Raw genomic sequence first — 22,666 nt, forward strand, 5'->3', positions numbered from 1 at the left:
GTTATACATGTAATTGAAATTTCGGAGGTGCAGATTTATGAATACTAGATTAGAAAAATTAATGCAATGGCTACAAGAAAAAAATACAGAAGCTGCATTCTTAACTTCTACACCGAGCGTCTTCTATATGACGAACTTCCACTGCGAACCGCATGAAAGACTACTCGGTCTATTTGTATTCCAAGAAAAAGAACCTATGTTAATTTGTCCGAAGATGGAAGAAGACAAAGTAAGAAGTGCTGGCTGGACTCACGAAATTATCGGATTTACAGATACAGACAATCCATGGGATATGATCGCGAAAGCAATCAAAGCACGCGGCATTGATGCAAATGTAGTTGCAATTGAAAAAGAACATTTAAATGTAGAACGCTATGAGCACTTATCACAATTATTCCCAAAGGCATCTTTCACACCTGCTGAAGAAAAAGTACGTGAACTTCGCTTAATTAAAGATGAAAAAGAACTAGCGATTTTACGCCAAGCTGCTGCTATGGCTGATTATGCAGTTGAAGTTGGGGTAAATGCAATTCAAGAAAATCGCAGTGAACTTGAAGTATTAGCAATCATTGAGCATGAATTAAAGAAAAAAGGCATTCATAAAATGTCCTTTGACACAATGGTATTAACAGGTGCAAATTCCGCCCTTCCGCACGGTGTACCAGGTGCAAATAAAATGCAACGCGGTGATTTCGTCCTGTTTGACTTAGGTGTTATTATCGACGGTTACTGTTCTGACATTACGCGTACAGTTGCTTTTGGCGAAATTTCAGACGAACAAAAACGCATTTATGACACTGTATTAAAAGGGCAATTACATGCAGTTGAATCATGTAAACCAGGTGCAACATTTAGTGAAATCGATCGTGCTGCTCGTTCTATTATCGCAGATGCTGGTTACGGCGACTTCTTCCCGCATCGCCTTGGTCATGGACTTGGCATTAGCGTCCACGAATATCCAGATGTAAAAGAAGGCAACAACTCTCCATTACGAGAAGGAATGGTCTTCACGATCGAGCCAGGTATTTACGTACCAAACGTAGGCGGCGTTCGTATTGAAGATGATGTTTATATCACGAAAGATGGCGTGGAAATTTTAACGAAATTCCCGAAAGAATTACAGTTTGTAAAATAAGTATAAAAAACGCTTGGAAATCATCACTATCCAAGCGTTTTTTATGCTTATTTATCTCCTAAACTTCAAAGTTATAATCCATCCGCCTCTAACTTCATCATTCCACCAAAATAATGTTGAGCAGTAGTAAAAGAAATGAATGCACAAAGCTCACTTATTTCAGCTTCTGAAAAATACTTTTTTAATATTTGAAAAGAAGAATTTGAAATATTTCCTTTTTGTTCTTTTAAAAACACTTCTGCAAATCCAACCGCAACAGATATTTTTTCATCAAATATATGAGGCTCAGGTTTTCCTTTTGCTTTGCAATACTCACAACCATTGCTCTGCGCTAATGTTCTTCTAACCTGTTCTTTTAATTTTGATGATAACAGCCCATCTTTCTCTAGTACTTCTCCTAAATAAGACCACGCCTCCATAACTTTTTTATTGTGCCCTAAAAGTTTTTGAAAGGGCGTTTCTCCGAAATTTGATTCATTGATCCTTGCCATTTACAATACCTCCTTGTTATATTAAGCATACAGAATAAAACCTATAGACTACATTAAATTAGAAATGAATTATTTAATAATCATTTAAATAACAAACCAAAAAAGGCGGATTACTTTAAAAATGAAAATAGATGATATTGATAAAAAAATAATAGTTGAGTTATCCAACAATAGTCGTTTATCAATGAGTGAACTTGGAAGAAGAATTAATTTATCTTCTCCCTCTGTAACTGAACGAGTAAGACAAATGGAGTCATTTGGAATAATAAAAAAATATACTTTAGAAATTGATTATGAAAAATTAGGATTTCCTATCCAATGCATAATAGAAGCAACAGTTAAAAACGGTGGCTATAAAAATTTTAAAAGTTACATTGAGAGTCTTCCTAATGTGGATTTTTGTTACCGTATAGCCGGAAATGCTTGTTATATGCTTAAAATGCAATTTGAGAACTTTTCTAAAGCAGAAGAGTTTATCGACACTGTAAACCCATACGCATCCACTGTCACACATTTTATCTTTTCTCAAGTCCAAACGAGTTTAAAAATTAATTCAGATTGACCTGTTCCGTAATTATCTATCGGAATATATCCCATAAGAAGCTGAAGATATTGCGTATCTTACACAATATCTTCAGCTTCTTTGTTTTAAACGCTAAGTCTTCGTAAAAATTCGTATATATTATCATTCAACAATTTCCATGTATCTCCACACATAAAAAGCACATCAAAACTTGATGTGCTTTCAATCTTATAAACGCTAGTTTCCTCTACCTCTTTAAAACAACTCGTTTTAAACCACCTTGTCTTTATAAGTATGTAAAAATAACTCTTCAAACTCACAAGCCGGCAGTGGCTTACTAAAATAATACCCTTGTATGTAAGAACAATTATGCTCCCTTAAAAAGGCTAGTTGTTCCTCTGTTTCTACACCTTCTGCTGTAATTTCAAGACCAATATGTTGCCCCATTGCGATAATAGCTGCAGTAATTTGCTTCGTTCGTACATCTTCATGAATATCTTTAATAAAAGAGCGATCAATTTTCAATTTTTGAATTGGATAGTCTTTCAAATAACTTAATGAACTATGACCGGTTCCAAAATCGTCAATACTAATCGTTACTCCAAGATTACGAAATGCCCGTAACAACCTTTTCGATCGCTCTACATTTGTCATGGTCATACTTTCTGTTACTTCAAGCTCTAATAAATGAGGAGACAGCTTATATTTCCGTAATAAATCCGCAACGGTTTTTACGATATCCTCAGTCTGAAATTGTCTTGGTGATAAATTAACAGACACACGAATTGAGAATCCTTTATCATACCAAGCTTTCGCTTGCTTGCATGCTTTCTCCAATACTAGCTTCCCTAGCGGAATAATTAAACCCGTTTCCTCTGCCAAAGAAATAAATTTTAACGGCGAGCGCATTGTACCATCTGGTAACTGCCAGCGTACAAGCGCTTCTACCCCAACAACCCCTCCTGTTTCACAATGAACTTGTGGTTGATAATGGAGAATAAATTCATCATTATCAATCGCTTTCCTCAATTGCTGTTCTTCTACTAATTGTTTCTCTGAAAGTTCTCCAATTGCTGAAGAATAAAAGCGATAACTACTCTTTCTACTCTCCTTCGCTGTATACATAGCGATATCTGCGCGGCCCATAATTGTATCTACTTCTACTCCATCCCGCGGAGCCATAGCAATTCCAATACTAACAGTGCAATATAAATGATTTTCCTCTATTACAAAAGGTTCCTCAAATATATGTATAATTTGCTTTGCTAATTGAATCGGCTCCTGTTTCGATTGAATATTAGGAAGTAAAATTGTAAATGCATCGCCGCCTAAGCGTGCAACTGTCCCTCTCCTTCCAACTTCCATTGCTAACTTGTTTGCTACTTGTTTTAATAATATATCTCCCACATTATGTCCTAGGGCATCATTAATCACTTTAAAACGATTTAAATCAAGAAAGAATACAGCACACTTTTCATTATTTTCTACACTGTTCTTCAAAGTAGCTTCCAACTTTTCCATAAAATTGCGTCTGTTTGGCAATTCTGTGAGATTATCATAATAGGCCAATCGAAATATATTTTCTTCATTTTCTAACTGCTCTGTAATATCCCTTACAATTCCATATATACAATCCAATCGTTCTTCAATGTAAACTGGAACTAATGTAATATTCACATCTAAAACAGAGTCATCCTCTAATTTAATTTTCGTATTAAAATTATGTGCTTTCCTATCATGAATCGTTTGATAGAAATATAATTTAACTTTCTGCTTTTCTTCCCTCGTTAACACACGTATCATTTTTTTATTTTGCAATTCACGCTCTCTATAACCGAGCATTTCCTCCCCTGCAGGGTTCATGCTTAATAACCGTCCATCATACGATATTGAAAAAACAGCATCTAAATTGTGATTAACAAGTGAGCGATACCTCTTTTCATTTTCAAGCAACTCTATCGCTTGAAACCGAAAACGCCTATCTGTGACAGTACCAAATACTAAAAAAAACTGAATCATTATCGTCGTAATACCAACCATAATCACAAGTGTGTAATGACTCATTCCAGGCGACACAGTTAAAGCAGAAGGTAAGTTAAAAGATGCGGTGGCCATTTCTGTGTAATGCATACCCGCTATCGCGATTCCCATAGCGATAGCACTGATAAATTTATATATATTACCCCTTATAGAATTTTCATTTTTAGACAATTCAAAGGAAATTTTTAATACTGCTATAGAAGCTACAATGGCAATCAATATTGATAATATAAATAAAAATGGATCATACTCAATATCTACTGCCTCCATCGAGGCCATCCCAATATAGTGCATAGCACCAATTGCTATCCCCATTGAACTGCCGCCTAACACAAAATGAACACGCTTTACTTGTAGATAACTTACACTATACAATCCGATTAAAGAAGCAATACATGAAACAAACATAGAAAGCAAAACAAGCTTTGGATTATATTTAATAGATATTGGAAATTGAAAGGCTAACATACCAATAAAGTGCATAGTCCAAACCCCCATTCCCATTGTAATGGAACCAAAAAATAACCATAACTCCCTTCGCCTTTTATTAGAATGCACAATCCGTCCTGTAAGATTTATAGCAGCATATAATACAAAAACCGAAATTACTACTGACAGCGATACGAACCAATTATTATAAGAACCGATTAATTGTTGCATCCACCTTTACTCCTTCAATATCATAATATAAAGAAATAACGTTTATATACACATAAAAATACCAAAATAATCTACTTTCATCGCTTCATTTTTTCTAATAAATAGTCTTTACTATTATATACGAAATACCTATGATTGTTTACGTATAATTCTTCTTTTTAGCGTATCATAATGAAAAAACAAAAAAAGGCACAAGTTTTTACACTTACATCTTTTCTGTTTTTCCACTAAATTCTTTATACATTCTCCACGATAACTGTATCGGCATCTACATCTTCAAAACAAAGATTAACAGTACGCTTTATCGCTCTTGTCCGATGAATTGTCCCTGCTGGAATGCATAACGTATCATTTGGCTTCAAGACAATTGTTTCCCGATCTTGAAAATCAATCAGCAACTCTCCTTCTAATACCATAAATAATTCATCTGAATTCGAATGAAAATGCCAATCATACTCTCCTGTAAATACAGCAATACGCAAACAGTGATTATTTACATTTGAAACAACAAAATTTTTATGTTGCTCTGCAATATTTCTTGTCATCTCTAAAAAGTTCATTTTTTCTAACTCTACTTCTTTTGTAAATTTATTTTTCATATTTATCTCCCTCTTACTAATCATCTAAGTGTTATTTTACTATTTCTTCTAATTTCATCATAGCAATTTTTTTCTGATTTATCAGATAAAAATTTTGAAACATTAAAATTAAAATATAGACTTAAAAAGTTAACTCGTGTTAATTTATTAATAAGAGTTAATCTTTATCAACAAGGAGCATAGTAATGAAAGAGAAGTTACCACTACGAGAAACCAAAAAAGCACGAACAAAAATTAAGCTATTTCACACTGCATTAGACATCATTGGAGAAAAATCATTTCGAGAAGTATACGTTGAAGAATTATGCGAACGAGTAGAAATTTCGAAGGTGACATTTTTTAAAATGTTCTCTCGAAAAGAAGACATTCTTATTTATTTCATGAGGTTATGGTTAACTGATCGTATGTTGGAATTGAAAGAAACAAAGAAAAAGGGAATGACCGCACTCCGTCATATTTTTGAAGGAGTTTCAGAATATGCAAAAGAAAAACCTGGATTGATGCTAAGTTTGATTGCATTTCTCTCTGAAGAAAAAATGCATCCTTGTATGCCTCATTTAACCGATGCAGAAATTCATCTATTATATCCCGAAAAAGAAGAACAAGTACGAAAGCTCATTCCAAATTTGAATGAAGTATTTGCAAACTGCGTGGAAGAAGGAAAAGCTGCAGGAGAAATTACAATCAAGATGGACACTTCACATATTGTAAAACTACTACACTCTATTTTTTACGGCGCTTACTTAACAGCTCATGTCTTTCAAACTCAAAATGTAATGGAAATGTATGATCTTCATTTAAACATATTAAATCCATAATAAAAGAGGGATGAATAATGAAGCCTGTAATATCTGGACGTTATACTGCACAGATGGATGATTCCTTTGTAGTATTTGTGATTGGTATGCGAATTAATAAATTTTTCGCTGTTTCAAAGTGGTTACCTGTAGCCCTGGCAATGGGTGGAATGCTAAAAGAACTATATGAAAATAAAGAACTCGGTTTTCTCGACACAGAATCTTTCTTCAACGGCCGCACAATTGTACAAATTCAATATTGGAAGTCATTCGAAACCCTTGAACACTATGCACGCCACGCTTCCTTACATTTAGAAGCATGGAAAAATTTTAATCACAAGGCTTCCAAAACTGAAACTGTTGGTATTTTTCATGAAACTTTTGTTGTTGAGAAAGGTCAATACGAGAGTTTATATGCGAATATGCCCCTATTCGGTTTAGCCAAAGCAGGTACTTCTCTTCCGTAAGTAGTCAACGAGAAACTGCACGAGCACGCATGAAGTCTTAGTAAAGTGAAAGTAACAATGAACTTTTATAGAAAAAAAGCGGCTACCCAATGGGTAACCGCTGTGTACTCTTTCTTATGATAAAGCAGGAGCTTTTTCAAGAAGCTCTTTCGCATCCGCATATTGTAAACCATGCGCTTCCGCAACTGCTTCGAATGTTACATAGCCATCTAATGTATTAATACCTTTTAATAAGGCACTGTTATCTAAGCAAGCTTTTTTGTAGCCTTTGTTTGCGATTTGTACTGCGTATGGTACTGTTACGTTTGTTAACGCAAGAGTTGACGTACGCGGAACTGCACCAGGCATATTTGCAACTGCATAGTGAACTACGCCGTGTTTTTCGTAAGTTGGGTTGTCATGTGTTGTAATACGATCAGTTGTTTCAAAAATACCGCCTTGGTCGATTGCGATGTCGACTACAACAGAACCTGGTTCCATAGATTTAATCATTTCTTCTGTTACAAGTTTTGGCGCTTTTGCACCTGGAATTAATACTGCACCGATAACAAGATCAGACTCTTTTACAGCTTCTGCAATGTTATATGGGTTAGACATTAATGTTGCTACGTGGTTACCGAAAATATCATCTAATTGACGAAGACGCTCTGCACTTAAGTCGATAATTGTTACTTCAGCACCTAAGCCAACAGCAATTTTCGCTGCGTTTGTACCAGCTTGACCACCGCCGATAATTGTTACTTTTCCGCGTTTTACCCCTGGAACACCTGCAAGTAAAATACCTTTTCCACCTTTATTTTTTTCAAGGAACTGCGCACCAATTTGTGCTGCCATACGACCAGCTACTTCACTCATAGGTGCAAGTAGTGGTAAAGAACGGTTGTCTAATTGAACTGTTTCATACGCAATTGCGACTACTTTGTTTTCAATTAATGCTTTTGTTAATTCTGGTTCTGGAGCTAAGTGTAAGTATGTGAATAAAATTAAACCTTCGCGGAAATAGCCGTATTCGCTTGCGATTGGCTCTTTTACTTTCATAACCATCTCTTGATTCCAAGCTTCTTGTGCTGTTTCTACAATTGTTGCTCCTGCTTCTACATATGCTTCATCTGTAAAACCAGATCCTAAACCAGCACCTTTTTGAACAAAAACTTCATGACCGTTGTGAATTAAATGAACAACACCCGCTGGCGTCATTGCCACACGATTTTCATTGTTTTTAATTTCTGTTGGTACACCGATACGCATTGGAAATTCCCCCTTGAGATTATAAAATTACCCCTGAATAGCCATAGTATATACGCTTTTTACAAAGCGCTTCTACTCTCATATATTTTACCATAATATCGCAATTTTTGACAAAAATTACGCGGGTTGTCCGATAGAATTTGTCTAGTTTTGACGATATCGATGAATAACATCAACTGCTCCAGTTACTTCTATAATTGTTCCCGTAATCATGTCCGAATCTTCCTCACATAAAAAGGAAATTGTACGAGCGATGTCTTCCCCTGTGCCTGAACGTCCAATCGGTGTACGGTGATCAAGTACTGCACGTGCCTTAGCAATTGTTGCCTCTTTCATATCACCAATAATGTCACCCGGACATATCATATTTGATGTAATACCATATTCAGCTTCTTCATAAGCTATCGTTTTCGTGAGTGAAACTAGTCCGACTTTTGCAGCTGCAAATGCGGAACGATACATCCATCCCGGCGCGCTATCTGCTCCTTGAAATCCATAATTCACAATGCGGCCAAATTTCTGCTGTCGCATAATTGGTACAACGAGCTTTAATAAATGAAAAACTGCCGTTAAGTTACCATGAATCATTTCATTCCATTCATCATCTTCATACTCAACTAATTTTTTACGTTCAAATACGTAAGGGCCTGCATTATTAATCAGAAAATCAATACGACCAAAACGCTCCATCGCTTTTGTTACTACTTTATGTAAATCTTCTTGTTTCGTTACATCTGCTTGCACAAATTGCAGACGATGCGCAAGATTTTTATATTGCTGTTGTATCTTTTCCATCGCTTGTACATCGCTGCGATACGTTACTGTTACCGAATATCCTTTATGTAATAATTTCTCTGTTACTTGTTTCCCTAAACCTTTTGTACCGGCTGTAATGAGCGCATGTCTCACAAAAATAAGCCTCCTTTTTTCTTGCTATAATTCATATGTAACAACTTCTTCGAACAATTACAACTAAAAAGTTTGAACAGATTTTTCAAAATTCTGTAACGTTTCTGACATACTTTTTTCCATAATTTACTTTATAATAAAAGTGTATAGAGTTATAACACTTTTACAATTGGGAGGAATCATTCATGAATACTACATATACAAATATTTTAATTGCAGTCGATGGTTCTAAAGAAGCTGAAAAAGCATTCAAAAAAGCGATTCAAGTAGCGAAGCGTAACAATGCTACATTAACAATCGCTCATATCGTTGACGTCAAAGCTTACTCTGCAGTCGAAGCATACAGCCGCGCTATTGCAGAACGTGCAAACCTATTTGCAGAGGATCTATTAGAAGACTACAAAAAGACTGCACTAGAAGCGGGCCTTACAAAGATAGAAACTGTACTAGAATTCGGTAATCCAAAATCAAAAATCTCGAAAGATATCGCACCGAAACACAACGTTGATTTAATTATGTGCGGTGCAACTGGTTTAAACGCAGTAGAGCGTTTCTTAATCGGCAGTGTCTCTGAACATATTATTCGCTATGCAAAATGCGATGTCCTTGTTGTTCGCGGTGAAGAAGAGCAAGGGGAAATTTAATACCTGTAATGAATCAGCACTAAGCCTCTATTTTATGAGCTTGGTGCTTTTTTATTTATTTAAATAAGGAGAAACTCCCATCAGCGGCGGCCCACCTATCTTCTTCGCTTTTCTCTTAATCGTCTTACTGCCCTAAAATAGCAGGATAAGATGATTCTGTAAGGTTATGCTAAGAAAAAAGGAAATGAGGGAAACGGTATGGAAAGTCATGAACGTATCATACTAGACTTAAATGGACAAGAAATTGACATGGTAGAAAAAATTTGTGCCCATTTCAAAGAAAAACATGGTGTGGAATTAAGTCACGGTGCACTTTTTCGCGATTTAATGGACATAGAATATATTCGCATTACAGAAGGAAAACATAAATACGAACAGGAAAAAATATAGGCGCCTGGTTGCTTGCATCGTACAAGCAACCTTTTTCTTTATGCATACATTATTTATATATGTCCAAGCATGAAGGTGTGATCTTTTTGAGTGATGAAAAGAAAAGAAAAAGCAAATCCGCTACTCCGTTTATGAACTTATGTATATTTACTCTTCCCGGCTGCAATGTAACTGAAAAACAAATTAAGCAGCAAGTTGCGTTAGCAACCAAAATATGGAACATAGACTTTATTATCACAAGTATCACAATGCTGAAAGATTTTTCTGTTCAAACAAATGATACTTCATTTCGTAAAAAACAAAGTAAAAATATACAACGATTATTTCGTGAGAGAAAGTATCTTTTTCCAAATCCAAATAGCATTTCAATATTCTATACAAATGCAAGACACCTCTCGAATAATACAACAGGACGAACATTCTCTTCCTATACGACGAAAAGCCGTTTCAACCATATTATCCTCACAAAATCTTCTCTAGAAAATACACTTGCGCACGAACTCGGACATATCTTATTCTACTCCCACCGTAAACTACAAGGAAAAAATCCAGATAGAAACTCTTATCGAACGCATAGTCTAGATCCAGAAAATATTATGTTTGGAACTGCTACAAGCCGTAAACGAAAAACAACATCTATGCAAAGATCAAAAGCACTAGAAAGTAAATTAATTGATTATATGTAACAATCATGAAAAATCCCGCGAAACATTACATGTTCACGGGATTTTCTACTATCTCTTTTGCTTTTTGAAGTGCCTGCTCAATTTGTACGAATCCTGTACCGCCTGCACTGTTTCTTCGTTTTACTGCTGCGTATGGTGAAAGCACTTCATATAAGTCTTCCTCAAATAATGAGCTCATCTCTTGGTAGGTTGTTAATGGTAAATCTAACAAATAAACACCTTCGTTAATACAATGAAGGACAAGCTTCCCTACAATTTCATGTGCCTGACGAAACGGTAACCCTTTACTCGCTAAATAGTCCGCAATCTCTGTCGCATTTGAAAAATCTTGCGTGACAGCCTGTGCCATTTTATCTTTTTTCACTGTCATCGTCTCAAGCATGCCTGCCATTACATGTAAACAGCCCTTTACTGTATTTACCGTATCGAACATGCCTTCTTTATCTTCTTGCAAATCTTTATTGTAAGCAAGCGGCAACCCTTTCATAACTGTTAATAAGCTAAATAAATTGCCGTATACTCTTCCTGTTTTCCCGCGAATAAGCTCTGCCATATCCGGATTTTTCTTTTGCGGCATAATGCTGCTGCCCGTTGCATAGCTGTCGCTCATTTCAATAAACTGAAATTCTTGACTGCTCCATAAAATAAGTTCTTCACAAAAACGTGATAAATGCATCATTAATATAGAAGCATTACTTAAAAATTCAAGAATAAAGTCACGGTCGCTTACTGCATCTAAGCTATTTTCATATATTCCATCAAAACCGAGCAACTGCGCACTATACTCGCGATCAATCGGGAATGTTGTCCCAGCAAGTGCTCCGGCTCCAAGTGGAGAAATGTTAATACGTTTTAACGAATCTTTCAAACGATTCGCATCGCGCTCTAACATCCAAAAGTATGCAAGGAGATGGTGTGCAAAAGAAATCGGCTGTGCACGCTGCAAATGCGTATACCCCGGCATAATTGTTTCGATATGTTTTTCAGCTTGTTCTGCAAGTACAATTTGCACTTGTTTCACTGCCTCGATAATGCCTTGCACTTCATTTCGCAAATACAAATGCATATCCGTTGCTACTTGGTCATTACGACTTCTTCCTGTATGCAGCTTACCGCCAACTTCACCAATATGCTGAATTAACATCTTTTCAATGTTTAAGTGAATATCTTCTGCTTCAACAGAAAACGTAAGCTCTTGCTTCTTTGCCTTTTCAAGTAAATATTGCAAGCCGTTTTTAATTTTTTCACCTTCTTCAGCCGTTACGATACCGCATTTCGCAAGCATCGTAACGTGTGCCATACTTCCTTGTATATCTTCTACTGCTAATTGCTGGTCAAAGGAGATGGAAGCTCCAAACTCCTCAACCCACTGTTCAGCCTGTTCCGTAAAACGTCCGCCCCAAAGTTTGCTCATGCCTCCACCTTCTTTTGATTCACTTGGCTGTATACTTTTGTTGGTAAACCAAATAATGAAATAAATCCAATCGCTGCATCGTGATTAAATTCATCATCTACTGTATACGTCGCTAATTTTTCATCGTATAGAGAATACTCTGATTTACGTCCTTCTACAATTGCATGTCCTTTAAACAGTTTCACACGTACTGTACCTGTTACATTCTTTTGCGTTTCTTGTAAAAAGGCAACAAGAGCATCTTTTAAAGGCGAGAACCATAAACCGTTATAAATTAACTCTGTTAATTTTTGTTCAATCATAGGTTTAAAATGTGCTACTTCTTTTACAAGTGTTAGGTCTTCTAATTCCTTATGTGCAGTAATCAACGTCATCGCCGCTGGGCATTCATACACTTCACGTGACTTAATACCAACAAGACGATTTTCTACATGGTCGATGCGCCCAACCCCGTGCTTACCAGCAAGAGAGTTTAACGCTTTAATTAACTCTGAAAGTGAATATGATACACCGTTTAATGTCGTTGGCACCCCTGCTTCAAAACCAATTTCTACAAATTCAGGTGTGTTTGGTGTATCTTCTAATGCTAACGTCATTTCATATGCATCTTCTGGCGGTGCTGCCCATGGATCTTCTAAGATTCCACATTCGTTGCTGCGTCCCCATAAATTTTGATCAATTGAAAACGGGCTGTCTAAGTTAATCGGAATTGGTACATCATTTTCTTTCGCATATGCAATTTCCTCTTCACGTGACCATTTCCATTCACGCACCGGTGCAATCACTTCTAAATATGGATTTAACGCTTGAATAGAAACTTCAAAACGGACTTGGTCATTTCCTTTTCCTGTACATCCATGTGCAACTGCACTTGCACCCTCCATCTCTGCAATCTCTACCAATTTTTTAGCAATTAGCGGACGAGATAATGCAGATACAAGTGGATATTTCCCTTCATATAACGTGTGAGCTTGCAGTGCTTTTAATGCATATTCATTCGCAAACTCTTCTTGCACATCAATCATATAAGATTTAATTGCTCCGACGGACAATGCTTTTTCTTTTACAAACTCTAAATCTTTTCCTTCTCCTAAATCTAAACAAAGTGCAATAATATCGTATCCTTTTTCTTGTAACCATTTAATCGCAACAGAAGTATCAAGACCTCCGGAATATGCTAATACAACTTTTTTGTTCTCCATTTTATATCCCCCTAAAGAATAATTATTCAATATATCTAATATTAATTCATAATTTATCACCTTTTCAAAAATGTTGCAAGGGATATTCATAGATTTTTTAAAACAATTTCATCGAAGTTCTTTCTCTTTTTCGATACAATGAAGACAATAAATGGAGGGGACGATATATGGAACAATATTTCACATATGATGAACATCTGGGGATTGAACTACCTGATTTCCAAGAAGAATGGGATGATATTCCTAAAACAGTGCAACATGCAATTTTATTAAAGTGGGAACAAATTCGCGGGAAAATACCAGATCGGATTAAAGAACTTGAACATATCATTAACACGAAACAACACCGCTTAAATTGCGAAGAAAACTTTGAAATTTCTTGTAGACTCAATACAGAAATCGCGAATCACGCTTCCATTATTAATGATCTTTGGCTTTGGTATCGTCTGACTCAAAATGTGTCCGAAGGAAAAGCGCATCAGTGAGGTGAACTTTATAGAAGATAGAAAGAAAGGAGTATATTTATATTCCTAATAAAAGCTCTATTCATTACCATACTCACCTTTCTAAGTGTTATTAGCTGGGGACCTTTTCTAAAGATAAGAAAACAAATCAAGAAGATGATTTTAAAAAAGCTTACTCTCTACTTCTTTCATCACTGTAAAACATCATTCTTTTACTTATTAAAACGAATTAAAGTAAAAGGTTTCCATCAGTAGATAATTGACGGAAACCTTTCACCAATCAAGCTGTTGCTTACAGCTATCTTTCCTCTTTTTTATTTTCCCTTTTTTGCAATAAATGTGTAAACGCTTTCAATAATAGGTAAATAAAAATAAAGGTTTGTTCAAATGTGTTACGATGGATTCTCATATTCTGATAGTAACAAATACAAACTTTTCTATTACGTTGAACGCGTAGTATTAATTGTATTTTTCTTTTCAGGGATATAAGATTCCTTCTCTGTGCATGTAAAAAGGTATACTAAATTATCTAATTCCTGACTACATGCGATCACTCTATGATGATTTAAACCATGCTTTTTTACAAGTTCAATCAATTCCTCCCTTTTTTCTTCTATGCTTGCCTGTATATCTCTCGTTTTCATACGAATCTCTCCAGTCATCATAGGTGATATCATTCGAATTATAAAAAATGTTCTTATCAAATTTAATATTTTGTAATTAATTAAAGTAAGTTTTAAAGGAAAATCGACAAAATTTACTTTTTCATACAGAGACCCTTTCAACGGCAAATTTTTTTTATCCCGTTATTCGCGGGCAGTAAGACCCAAACCTCAAGATTCAAAAAGCGAAGAAGATAGTTGGGAGATAACTACCCGTAAAAGTCTGATTGGGCGGGCTTTCCATCAGTGTGGGATGAAAAACCCCTGCTAATGGAAGTTTCACTTTATTGCACCATTTTCCAACAAAATTCACATGAATTTCACCTAAATATTCCATATTTACGAAGTATGTAGTTTTTTCGTTGCCCATTGTCGGTTTCCAAGAACATACATTTTAAAAAAGTATGATATAATAGTATATAATCTTTTATAGAAAGGATTTAGATATCATGATCGCTCGAAGGAGCATGTGGCATCGAAAAGACGAATCTTACACGTAGCGTATTTTTTTGCTTAGATACTTTGTCTAGCGAAAAAAATACGGGAGTGGGGAAATTATGATTGCCCGAAGGATAATTTGGCAACGAAAAGACTCTTCTTACACGTAGCGTTTTGTTTAGGTTATTTCATATTCGCTAAGCAAAACATAAAAGAGAGCAGGATTGCTAAATGAAAAATTCTACTCTAAGTTTTGTTTAGTCTATTTCAGACCTAAACTAAAACGAAAGTAGGGAGAATTGATGGACGAGAGGATTATTCGTTATTTCTTCAGTGATATATAGCGTAGTTAGACGTATGTAAACTAACTGCTGCTATATAGGCGTAGTTAGTTTATGAAAAACAAAAAACTACTAACTACGGAGAGAAGGAATAACGATGGAGAACATCCAAAGTCGACAAATTATTAAAGAAATTTTTATGGTTTTACTTGGTTCATTTATTTTGGCTATCGCACTTTACCACATTCAGTTTCAGAATCACTTAACAGAAGGTGGATTTGTAGGAATCGCACTGTTTTTACAAAACTTTTTTGACATTTCACCGTCAATTTCAACTGTTTTAATGGATATTCCTGTCATTTTACTATGTGCTACATTTTTAGGTAGAAAAATGGTCGGTTATTCATTTGTTGGTTCCATTTCATTCGGAGTATTTTATTCTTTAATGGAAAACTATTCTCCATTTACGGTAGATTTATCAAATCATTTATTTGTAGCTGCAGTAATCGGCGGAGCGTTAGCTGGAGTTGGCCTTGGTTTTATTTTACGATTCGGTGGTGCAACAGGCGGAGACGATATTTTAACCATTGTATTAAGCAAAAAAACGCGCTTTACAGTTGGTCAAATTTTCTTCGTTTTTGACGCAATTGTCATTGCACTTTCATTATATTATTTAACATGGACTGAAATTGCTTTTACGATTCTTTCCCTTGCTGTGCAGGCAAAAGTACTAGATTTCATTTACTATCCAGCAAAGGCAAAGAAACCAGTGGCAATTCCATTATCAAAACAACATGCAACAAACTAAAAAGCGAAAGGCGGCTGCCTTTCGCTTTTTATATTTTTTGGCGTAAATAACGCATTTGATAAAATCGATTCGCAAATTCTGTTATGCTCCGTGTTAACCGATAATTCGCCGTCGATCCAACCGCAATCCCAAGTACTGGTACACCTTGAAACAACTTGCGGCGCAGCGAATAAATAATGAACGTTTTTAAAATTTGTTTTAGTATTACTTGTACAGATGCTGGATTTAGTACTTCCTCTTCTCCCTCATAGAAGAATGGAGCTGCTTCTTCTTGTTCTAACTCTTGCTGTAAGTTGTACCAAGCATACTGCTGCAAATGCGCTGGCAATATGGCTGCGTGGAATACTTTTAACGCTAGCATCATTTCATACGGTTTATTCACATCATGACCAAATGATGTGGCGATTAGCTGTACCGCTTTCACATTTAAAGCAACCAATACTGGTAAGTCTGCACTTAATAATAAAAAGCCACCAACTCCTGTTACTCCTCCTTGTACGAAAGAATATAAACGATGACGAGCTGTTTGCTGTTCTGCTATGTATGTTAATTGATCAATTGATAATACTTTCATGTCTTCAACATGTTCAATGGAATCATCGAATAAACGAGCCGTTCCTAAAATCCGTCCCCGTGCATCAAGTTGCGACTGCGAGCTTTGAATAAGTGCATGAAGATGAAAGAGCCATCCATCTGCTTTTGAAAAAAATTCATTTCTTTTTTTTTCCGGCAGCTTAGAAAATGTACCGTTCAACCACTTATCAAACATTCTCTGAAAGTCCGTTGATTCTTGTTGCACTAATTGCTGTTCCCAGCTTTTCAAATCATATAAAATTCGTTCTTCTCGCTTTGACAGCATACAAACAACCCCTTGGATTATTTTTTCTATATTGTAACATATTTGCTGCAAGAGGCCGTACGCCCTGTTTTTTTCTGAAAAATATGTTAACTTTAAATGCGCCATAGTAAAAAAGGGGAGGTATGTTATGCATCCACGTGCGAAAGCCTTAGGTATTATTGCATACAACAATTGTATTCTTGTTGAAGAATACAAAGGAAAACACGAAACTGGTGAAGGATATTATTATAGACCACTTGGAGGAACTATTGAACTTGGAGAGCATTCCACGGAGACAATTATTCGAGAATTTCAAGAAGAACTTGGAGTCGCTGTGGAAATCGTTACATATTTGGGCTGTTTAGAAAACATTTTTCAAATAGAAAATACAATTGGACATGAACTAATTCAATTGTATTCTGTCTGCTTTTCAAACAAAGCGCTTTATAAAAAGAATCGATTCACAATAACAGAAGGACAAAACATCTCCTACGGTGTATGGGTTCCCGTTGAAACATTTTTGCAAGGAGAAAAAACATTATACCCAAACGGATTAACAAATCTACTTTCAAAAAAATAATACAAAAAAAGACGGGAATCATCCCGTCTTTTCATCATATATTAACCAATATTTCCAAGACGTACTACGTCACGAGCAATCATAACTTCTTCGTCTGTTGGAATTACGATTACTTTTACTGGAGAGTGTGGGAAGCTAATGAATGCTTCTTCACCGCGGAAATTGTTGCGTTTTGGATCGAAATACACGCCCATAAATTCAAGGCCTTCTAATACACGCTCACGAATTAATGCACTGTTCTCACCAATACCAGCTGTAAAGATGATTGCATCTACACCTTTCATGCGAGCTGCATAAGAACCGATATATTTATGAATACGGCTAATAAATATCTCTAGTGCTACTTCTGCACGATGGTTTCCTTCTTCTTCAGCTTGTTCAATGTCACGTAAGTCACTAGAGAATCCAGAAAGACCTAACATACCACTTTTCTTGTTTAATACGTTAAGAACTTCTTCTACAGATTGTCCTGTTTTTTCCATAATGTATGGAATTAACGCAGGGTCAAGGTTACCAGAACGTGTACCCATTGTTACACCAGCAAGTGGTGTGAAGCCCATAGATGTATCGATTGATTTTCCGCCTTCAACAGCTGCGATACTTGCACCGTTACCTAAGTGACAAGAAAGTAAACGTAAACTTTCAAGTGGACGACCTAATAATTCAGCTGCACGCTCTGTTACATACTTATGAGAAGTACCGTGGAAACCGTATTTACGGATGCCGTATTTCTCATAGTATTCGTAAGGTAAGCTGTACAAGAAAGATTCCTCCGGCATTGTTTGGTGGAATGCCGTATCGAATACTGCTACTGCAGGTACGTTCGGAAGTACTTCTCGGAATGCTTTAATACCAACAGCGTTTGCTGGGTTATGAAGTGGTGCTAACTCACTTAAAGCTTCGATATCTGCTAATACTTTATCGTCAATTAGAACAGAATCTGGGAATTTTTCACCGCCATGTACAACACGGTGACCCGTACCGCTAATCTCATCAAGAGATTTAATAATACCTGTTTCAGTTAACTTATTTAAAAGCATATTAACCGCAACTGCATGGTCTGGGATATTTGTTACTTCTGTTTGTTTCTCACCGTTCACAGTAATTGTAAATACGCTATCCTCTAAACCGATACGTTCTACTAAACCTTTTGTTAATACTGTTTCAGTTGGCATTTCAAATAATTGGAATTTCAAGGAAGAGCTTCCTGCATTAATCGCGATGATTTTTGACATCTAGTCTTTCGCCCCTTTTTCTCTTGTTAGCCGTGTGGAATCTCTCCACAAACCGCTCAATTTTATGTCTTCAATTTTTATCAGCTAACATAACCGTTTCACTGAAAAAAATTTAAACTCACGATTTTAATTTAAACATCGTACGACATATATTTCAAGTGAAAAAATTGTAACACAAAGATTTTTTTTATATTACAGATTTGGTATTTCTCTATTGTTATCTTGTATACGTTACTAAATACTGTATACAAGATAAAACTGTATTATATATACATATCCCCCTGTTACATAGAAACAATGGTTATTTTTGCTCAGCGAACCAACCATTAATTTGATTCATGATGTTCTCCATCGCTTGCATATTAGAGAATTTTGGTAACTCTACTAATAATGCTTGTTTTGGCATTTGTATGGTTTGCCCTTTCTTTTGGAGAACAAATATACTTTTTGCATTTTTTTCATTTTTAAACATGGAAACAGGTAGCTGTAATAATCCTTGAACAAAACATGTTTCTTTAATAAAGGCATGAAGCTTTGGCGCTTGATCGCTTTCAAAAATGAAGTTTGGCACTAAGAAAAATAAATAACCGCCTTCTTTTGTATGTTTTACACTTTGTTCAATAAAAAGATGATGCGCATAAGACATACCTTCGTCTGCTTTTAAAGTATATTTACTTGCACCCATTTCATTTGGATAATAACCGACTGGTAAATCACACACAACTGCATCAACCGGATCAATATAAAGTGGAGCTAATCCATCTTGATTGAAAAACTCAACTGCTTGTTTTTGTAAATTTGCATTGACTAACGCAAGCTTAACAAGCAAATCATCTACATCTACCCCAAATCCGCTCACATTTATACCTTCTGGGCAACCATTAAAGATTGTCGTCAATAAATTCCCCGTTCCAACTGCAGGATCTAAAACAGTCACTTCCTTTTGATCCTTCATAAATTTATGGAACAAATAGCTCATAAACATACCAACTGCATCTGGCGTCATTTCATGATTTGCTTGTACGCCGTCTTTCATCCCTTTTAAGATGGCAAGTTGGAACGCCTTGCGAATCTCTTCGCCTTTATAGTTTTCTTCATTAAACTTGCTATATTCACGCTCTAATCGCTCAATTGTTGGCTGCTCTAATCCTTCTTGTAAAATTGTTCCTTCAAATAAATTATCACCTGTTTCTACAAGCGCTTCTAAATACGTTATGTCTAATTCTTTACGTAAAATTACGGCAGAAGAATCAAAGATAGAAAATATTGTTTCTACTGTTGAGCTCACGAAAACTCCTCCTTCAAACTAAAATACACATAACTTATATCATACCACACTCTAAATTCTTTCCAAAAGAAAAAGCGACCGCTTTTCACAAGAGGCCGCTTTTCGCTCTTCGCATTACTTCGCAGCTTTTGCTGCTTCTAATGCTGCTTCGTAATTTGGATGGCTTGTACCTTCGCTTACATATTCTACGTAAACAACTTTATCATTGCTATCTACTACGAATACTGCACGTGCAAGTAGACGAAGTTCTTTCATTACAACACCGTATGCTTCGCCAAAAGAAAGGTCACGGTGATCAGAAAGTGTAACAACGTTTTCTAAACCGTTAGCTGCACACCAGCGTTTTTGAGCGAATGGTAGGTCCACACTAATTGTTAATACTTTTGCGTTTGCAATACCAGCTGCATCTTCGTTAAAACGACGAGTTTGTGCATCACATACACCTGTATCGATAGATGGTACAACACTAATTAATTTCACTGCACCTTTATATGTTTCTAAAGTTACTGCAGATAAATCATTTGCTAATACTTGAAAGTTAGGCGCTTGGTCGCCTACTTTAACTTCTGTTCCAACTAAAGTGATTGGGTTTCCTTTAAACGTTACGTTTGCCATTTGAAAATCCTCCCTTTTCTAAAACAAAATATGTACAGTGTAAATGATAGATGTTCAGCAAACAGAATGCAAATGAATCGCTCTGTTTTATGAAAAAAGAAGCTAACCAATAGATTAGCTTCTTCATTCTATATTTCATACTCCGGCTGTTTATCTTTTTGTTTGTTCATCATTTCTTTCACCTTATCGACTGCTTGCGGTGCTAATTCCATTATCTTGTCAAGTATGTGCGTCTGTTTATCTAAGTGAAGCACTTTCACACCTTCACTATTTACAACAAGAAAAGCAATTGGGTTAATAGAAACGCCGCCCCCGCTACCGCCGCCAAATGGATGATGATTATTGTTTTCAAGTTTCCCAAATTCACTACCGCCTGCCGCAAAGCCGAAACTTACTTTTGAAACCGTTAAGATGACACTTCCATCTGGTGATTGAATTGGATCACCAATAATTGTATTTACATCAATCATATGATTTAAATGTTGCATTGCTGTTGTCATTAATCCTTGAATTGGATGTTCCACATAATCCCCCCTATGTTCATTGTTGCATAGCATTATCTGTAGCAATAGCCCCTTGTTTTTTCAATAATACAAACAAGCGAATTGCTGTTCTCACTGCACGGTATATCCGAAATGAAGCTGTTAATTCACAATGTGATGCCACAGTTTTCCCTTGAAAAATTGGAGTAACTTCAAGCTGCGGTGCACCGATAATGTCCATATAATGTCCAGTAATTCCAACAATCATTCCTTTTACTGACCATACATAACCTGTTACAATCCCGGTGCTCGCTGCATCACCTGTTCCAATTTGCGAACGCCATCTCCAATTTTTGATTTTTACTTTTTGAAGAAAACCTTTAAACATAGTATGGGTTTCTTGTATCCTTTTTATAATCTCAGCTATGCTGTCAAGCGTCGCTACAAACTTGTCCTCTGTTCCACCTTCCTCTCCTGCTTTTTCAATTTTTTGATTTGTTTTCTTTTGTTGTTTTTCTATCCGCTCAAGCACGTCAAACGTATAATGAAGCATCCATATTTCCACTTGAAATAAACATTGTTTTTCGGTTTCTGTATATAACAAACTGATTTTCAGCGATAATTTCGACAACAAAATAAGCAAGACGAACAAGATAAGTATTCCAATTCCAATCGCAAGCCACTTCATCGTACCATCCTTTCATTCCATATCCATTATCGACACAATATGAAAAGAATAAACGAAATTGAAAATATAGATTTTTCTAAAAACAGGAGGATTTTTGATATTTTTATCGAAATATAGTATTTGAACATATTATTTACTGCATGGAGGGATACAAAATGGCAGATCGTCGCAATTTATTTTTCTTTTACGGTGATGATAAAACAGCGCTTGTCGAAAAAATGAAACCAGTATACGACATTTTAGAAGAAAATGGATTTACAATATTAGAACATCCAAAACACGCAAATGCTATCGTTAGTGTTGGCGACGACAGTACATTCTTGCAAGCTGTCAGAAAAACAGGATTTCGTGAAGATTGTTTATACGCAGGGGTTTCGACAACAAATGATATATCCTTTTACTGTGACTTCCACATTGACCATGTCGATAGCGCCCTTCAAGAAATCACAAAAAATGAAATTGAAGTAAGAAGATATCCAACAATTCAAGTAACAGTTGATCATGATACATCTTTTTATTGCCTAAATGAATTTTCACTGCGCTCTAGCGTTATTAAAACATTTATGCTAGATGTGTATGTTGATGACTTATACTTTGAAACATTCAGAGGCGATGGATTAGTTGTTTCTACACCAACAGGAAGCACAGCATATAATAAATCACTACACGGAGCTGTTGTGGATCCATTAATTCCATGTTTCCAAGTGAGTGAACTCGCTTCGTTAAATAACAATACGTACCGTACACTTGGTTCCCCATTTATCTTAAACAATGATCGTACATTAACGCTAAAATTAGCTCCAAGTGGCAGCGACTATCCTGTCATGGGCATGGATAACGAAGCATTAAGTATTAAACAAGTCGAAAAAGCAGTTGTTCGTTTAAGCGATAAACAAATTAAAACAGTAAAACTGAAAAATAATTCGTTCTGGGAAAAAGTACAAAGAACGTTTTTATAAAGTGAAACCTCCTTTTGGAGTGTTCTTCTCCAAAAGGTTAGTTGAACCAATCGGGCTTTTACGGGCAGTTATTACCCACCTATCTTCTTTGCTTCTCTTTGAATCTTGAGGTGGGGAACTTAC

25 protein-coding genes are annotated in these 22,666 nt (G+C 35.9%); 11 read left to right on the plus strand and 14 right to left on the minus strand.

The features are described 5' to 3' along the window. Positions 1-37 precede the first annotated feature (37 nt). The gene (gene pepQ, locus AB1284_RS18150; protein ID WP_429753600.1) at positions 38-1,135 is read left to right on the plus strand and encodes a Xaa-Pro dipeptidase; all 1,098 of its coding nucleotides are present in this window, start codon (positions 38-40) and stop codon (positions 1,133-1,135) included. Positions 1,136-1,206: 71 nt separating this feature from the next. On the opposite strand, the gene AB1284_RS18155 is transcribed toward pepQ, so the two are convergent. Beyond that, a complete protein-coding gene (locus tag AB1284_RS18155) occupies positions 1,207-1,626 on the minus strand; it encodes a carboxymuconolactone decarboxylase family protein (protein WP_429753599.1) in 420 nt (139 codons plus the stop codon). Positions 1,627-1,747: 121 nt separating this feature from the next. Here AB1284_RS18155 and AB1284_RS18160 point away from each other — a divergent pair, with 121 nt between their 5' ends. Then, a complete protein-coding gene (locus AB1284_RS18160; protein WP_429753598.1) occupies positions 1,748-2,188 on the plus strand; it encodes an Lrp/AsnC family transcriptional regulator in 441 nt (146 codons plus the stop codon). Positions 2,189-2,419: 231 nt separating this feature from the next. Here the strand turns inward: AB1284_RS18160 and AB1284_RS18165 are convergent, their stop codons facing one another. Both AB1284_RS18165 and AB1284_RS18170 read right to left on the minus strand, forming a co-directional pair. After that, on the minus strand, positions 2,420-4,849 hold the full coding sequence (locus AB1284_RS18165; RefSeq protein WP_429753597.1) for an EAL domain-containing protein: 2,430 nt from the start codon (positions 4,847-4,849) through the stop codon (positions 2,420-2,422). Between the two features lie 236 nt (positions 4,850-5,085). After that, a complete protein-coding gene (locus tag AB1284_RS18170) occupies positions 5,086-5,409 on the minus strand; it encodes a cupin domain-containing protein (RefSeq protein ID WP_429754427.1) in 324 nt (107 codons plus the stop codon). Positions 5,410-5,633: 224 nt separating this feature from the next. On the opposite strand from AB1284_RS18170, the gene AB1284_RS18175 reads away from it, so the two are divergent. Beyond that, positions 5,634-6,266 (plus strand): TetR/AcrR family transcriptional regulator, encoded by a 633-nt coding sequence (locus AB1284_RS18175; protein ID WP_429753596.1) that lies wholly within the window; start codon positions 5,634-5,636, stop codon positions 6,264-6,266. Positions 6,267-6,283: 17 nt separating this feature from the next. Further along, positions 6,284-6,712: a DUF4188 domain-containing protein gene (locus AB1284_RS18180; RefSeq protein WP_429753595.1), complete on the plus strand. Its 429-nt coding sequence runs from the start codon at positions 6,284-6,286 to the stop codon at positions 6,710-6,712. Positions 6,713-6,826: 114 nt separating this feature from the next. Here AB1284_RS18180 and ald read toward each other — a convergent pair whose 3' ends face one another. Continuing rightward, on the minus strand, positions 6,827-7,960 hold the full coding sequence (ald, locus tag AB1284_RS18185) for an alanine dehydrogenase (protein ID WP_429753594.1): 1,134 nt from the start codon (positions 7,958-7,960) through the stop codon (positions 6,827-6,829). Between the two features lie 144 nt (positions 7,961-8,104). Then, positions 8,105-8,869, minus strand: a complete 765-nt coding sequence (locus AB1284_RS18190; RefSeq protein WP_429753593.1) for an SDR family oxidoreductase — start codon at positions 8,867-8,869, stop codon at positions 8,105-8,107. A gap of 185 nt (positions 8,870-9,054) precedes the next feature. On the opposite strand from AB1284_RS18190, the gene AB1284_RS18195 reads away from it, so the two are divergent. The 3 genes from AB1284_RS18195 (at position 9,055) to AB1284_RS18205 (ending at position 10,589) form a co-directional block, all read left to right on the plus strand. After that, positions 9,055-9,513 (plus strand): universal stress protein, encoded by a 459-nt coding sequence (locus tag AB1284_RS18195; protein ID WP_098305390.1) that lies wholly within the window; start codon positions 9,055-9,057, stop codon positions 9,511-9,513. 198 nt (positions 9,514-9,711) lie between these two features. Then, the gene (locus tag AB1284_RS18200) at positions 9,712-9,903 is read left to right on the plus strand and encodes a ProA domain protein (protein WP_336481951.1); all 192 of its coding nucleotides are present in this window, start codon (positions 9,712-9,714) and stop codon (positions 9,901-9,903) included. A gap of 86 nt (positions 9,904-9,989) precedes the next feature. Next, positions 9,990-10,589, plus strand: coding sequence for a hypothetical protein (locus AB1284_RS18205; RefSeq protein ID WP_429753592.1), 600 nt, complete (start codon positions 9,990-9,992; stop codon positions 10,587-10,589). 25 nt (positions 10,590-10,614) lie between these two features. On the opposite strand, the gene argH is transcribed toward AB1284_RS18205, so the two are convergent. Both argH and AB1284_RS18215 read right to left on the minus strand, forming a co-directional pair. Next, complete coding sequence (gene argH / locus AB1284_RS18210; protein ID WP_429753591.1) at positions 10,615-12,003, minus strand: argininosuccinate lyase; 1,389 nt, start codon at positions 12,001-12,003, stop codon at positions 10,615-10,617. Then, complete coding sequence (locus AB1284_RS18215; RefSeq protein WP_336481954.1) at positions 12,000-13,205, minus strand: argininosuccinate synthase; 1,206 nt, start codon at positions 13,203-13,205, stop codon at positions 12,000-12,002. Before AB1284_RS18215 ends, argH begins: the two co-directional genes overlap by 4 nt. Positions 13,206-13,372: 167 nt before the next feature. Between AB1284_RS18215 and AB1284_RS18220 the strand changes: the two genes are divergently transcribed. Continuing rightward, positions 13,373-13,690 (plus strand): radical SAM protein, encoded by a 318-nt coding sequence (locus AB1284_RS18220; protein WP_429753590.1) that lies wholly within the window; start codon positions 13,373-13,375, stop codon positions 13,688-13,690. A 419-nt stretch (positions 13,691-14,109) separates the two neighbouring features. On the opposite strand, the gene AB1284_RS18225 is transcribed toward AB1284_RS18220, so the two are convergent. Further along, on the minus strand, positions 14,110-14,313 hold the full coding sequence (locus tag AB1284_RS18225) for a Spo0E family sporulation regulatory protein-aspartic acid phosphatase (RefSeq protein WP_377883520.1): 204 nt from the start codon (positions 14,311-14,313) through the stop codon (positions 14,110-14,112). 894 nt (positions 14,314-15,207) lie between these two features. Between AB1284_RS18225 and AB1284_RS18230 the strand changes: the two genes are divergently transcribed. Continuing rightward, a complete protein-coding gene (locus tag AB1284_RS18230) occupies positions 15,208-15,858 on the plus strand; it encodes a YitT family protein (protein ID WP_429753589.1) in 651 nt (216 codons plus the stop codon). 28 nt (positions 15,859-15,886) lie between these two features. Here the strand turns inward: AB1284_RS18230 and AB1284_RS18235 are convergent, their stop codons facing one another. Beyond that, positions 15,887-16,717, minus strand: a complete 831-nt coding sequence (locus AB1284_RS18235; protein ID WP_429753588.1) for an EcsC family protein — start codon at positions 16,715-16,717, stop codon at positions 15,887-15,889. Between the two features lie 127 nt (positions 16,718-16,844). Between AB1284_RS18235 and AB1284_RS18240 the strand changes: the two genes are divergently transcribed. Next, complete coding sequence (locus tag AB1284_RS18240; RefSeq protein ID WP_429753587.1) at positions 16,845-17,276, plus strand: NUDIX hydrolase; 432 nt, start codon at positions 16,845-16,847, stop codon at positions 17,274-17,276. 41 nt (positions 17,277-17,317) lie between these two features. Here AB1284_RS18240 and AB1284_RS18245 read toward each other — a convergent pair whose 3' ends face one another. The 5 genes from AB1284_RS18245 to AB1284_RS18265 all read right to left on the minus strand — a co-directional run bounded on the left by AB1284_RS18245 (position 17,318) and on the right by AB1284_RS18265 (position 21,584). Further along, positions 17,318-18,511 (minus strand): acetate kinase, encoded by a 1,194-nt coding sequence (locus tag AB1284_RS18245; RefSeq protein ID WP_429753586.1) that lies wholly within the window; start codon positions 18,509-18,511, stop codon positions 17,318-17,320. A 301-nt stretch (positions 18,512-18,812) separates the two neighbouring features. After that, a complete protein-coding gene (locus AB1284_RS18250) occupies positions 18,813-19,799 on the minus strand; it encodes a class I SAM-dependent methyltransferase (RefSeq protein ID WP_429753585.1) in 987 nt (328 codons plus the stop codon). Between the two features lie 114 nt (positions 19,800-19,913). Then, positions 19,914-20,414: a thiol peroxidase gene (gene tpx / locus AB1284_RS18255; RefSeq protein WP_429753584.1), complete on the minus strand. Its 501-nt coding sequence runs from the start codon at positions 20,412-20,414 to the stop codon at positions 19,914-19,916. Between the two features lie 128 nt (positions 20,415-20,542). Further along, the gene (ytfJ, locus tag AB1284_RS18260; protein ID WP_429753583.1) at positions 20,543-20,938 is read right to left on the minus strand and encodes a GerW family sporulation protein; all 396 of its coding nucleotides are present in this window, start codon (positions 20,936-20,938) and stop codon (positions 20,543-20,545) included. A gap of 16 nt (positions 20,939-20,954) precedes the next feature. Beyond that, entirely contained in the window at positions 20,955-21,584 is a 630-nt protein-coding gene (locus tag AB1284_RS18265) for a DUF2953 domain-containing protein (protein ID WP_429753582.1), read from the minus strand. Positions 21,585-21,739: 155 nt separating this feature from the next. On the opposite strand from AB1284_RS18265, the gene AB1284_RS18270 reads away from it, so the two are divergent. Beyond that, entirely contained in the window at positions 21,740-22,543 is an 804-nt protein-coding gene (locus AB1284_RS18270; RefSeq protein WP_429753581.1) for an NAD kinase, read from the plus strand. Positions 22,544-22,666 lie beyond the last annotated feature (123 nt).

It is taken from the genome of Bacillus sp. S2(2024) (genome assembly GCF_050474045.1).
Classification (GTDB): domain Bacteria; phylum Bacillota; class Bacilli; order Bacillales; family Bacillaceae_G; genus Bacillus_A; species Bacillus_A yunxiaonensis.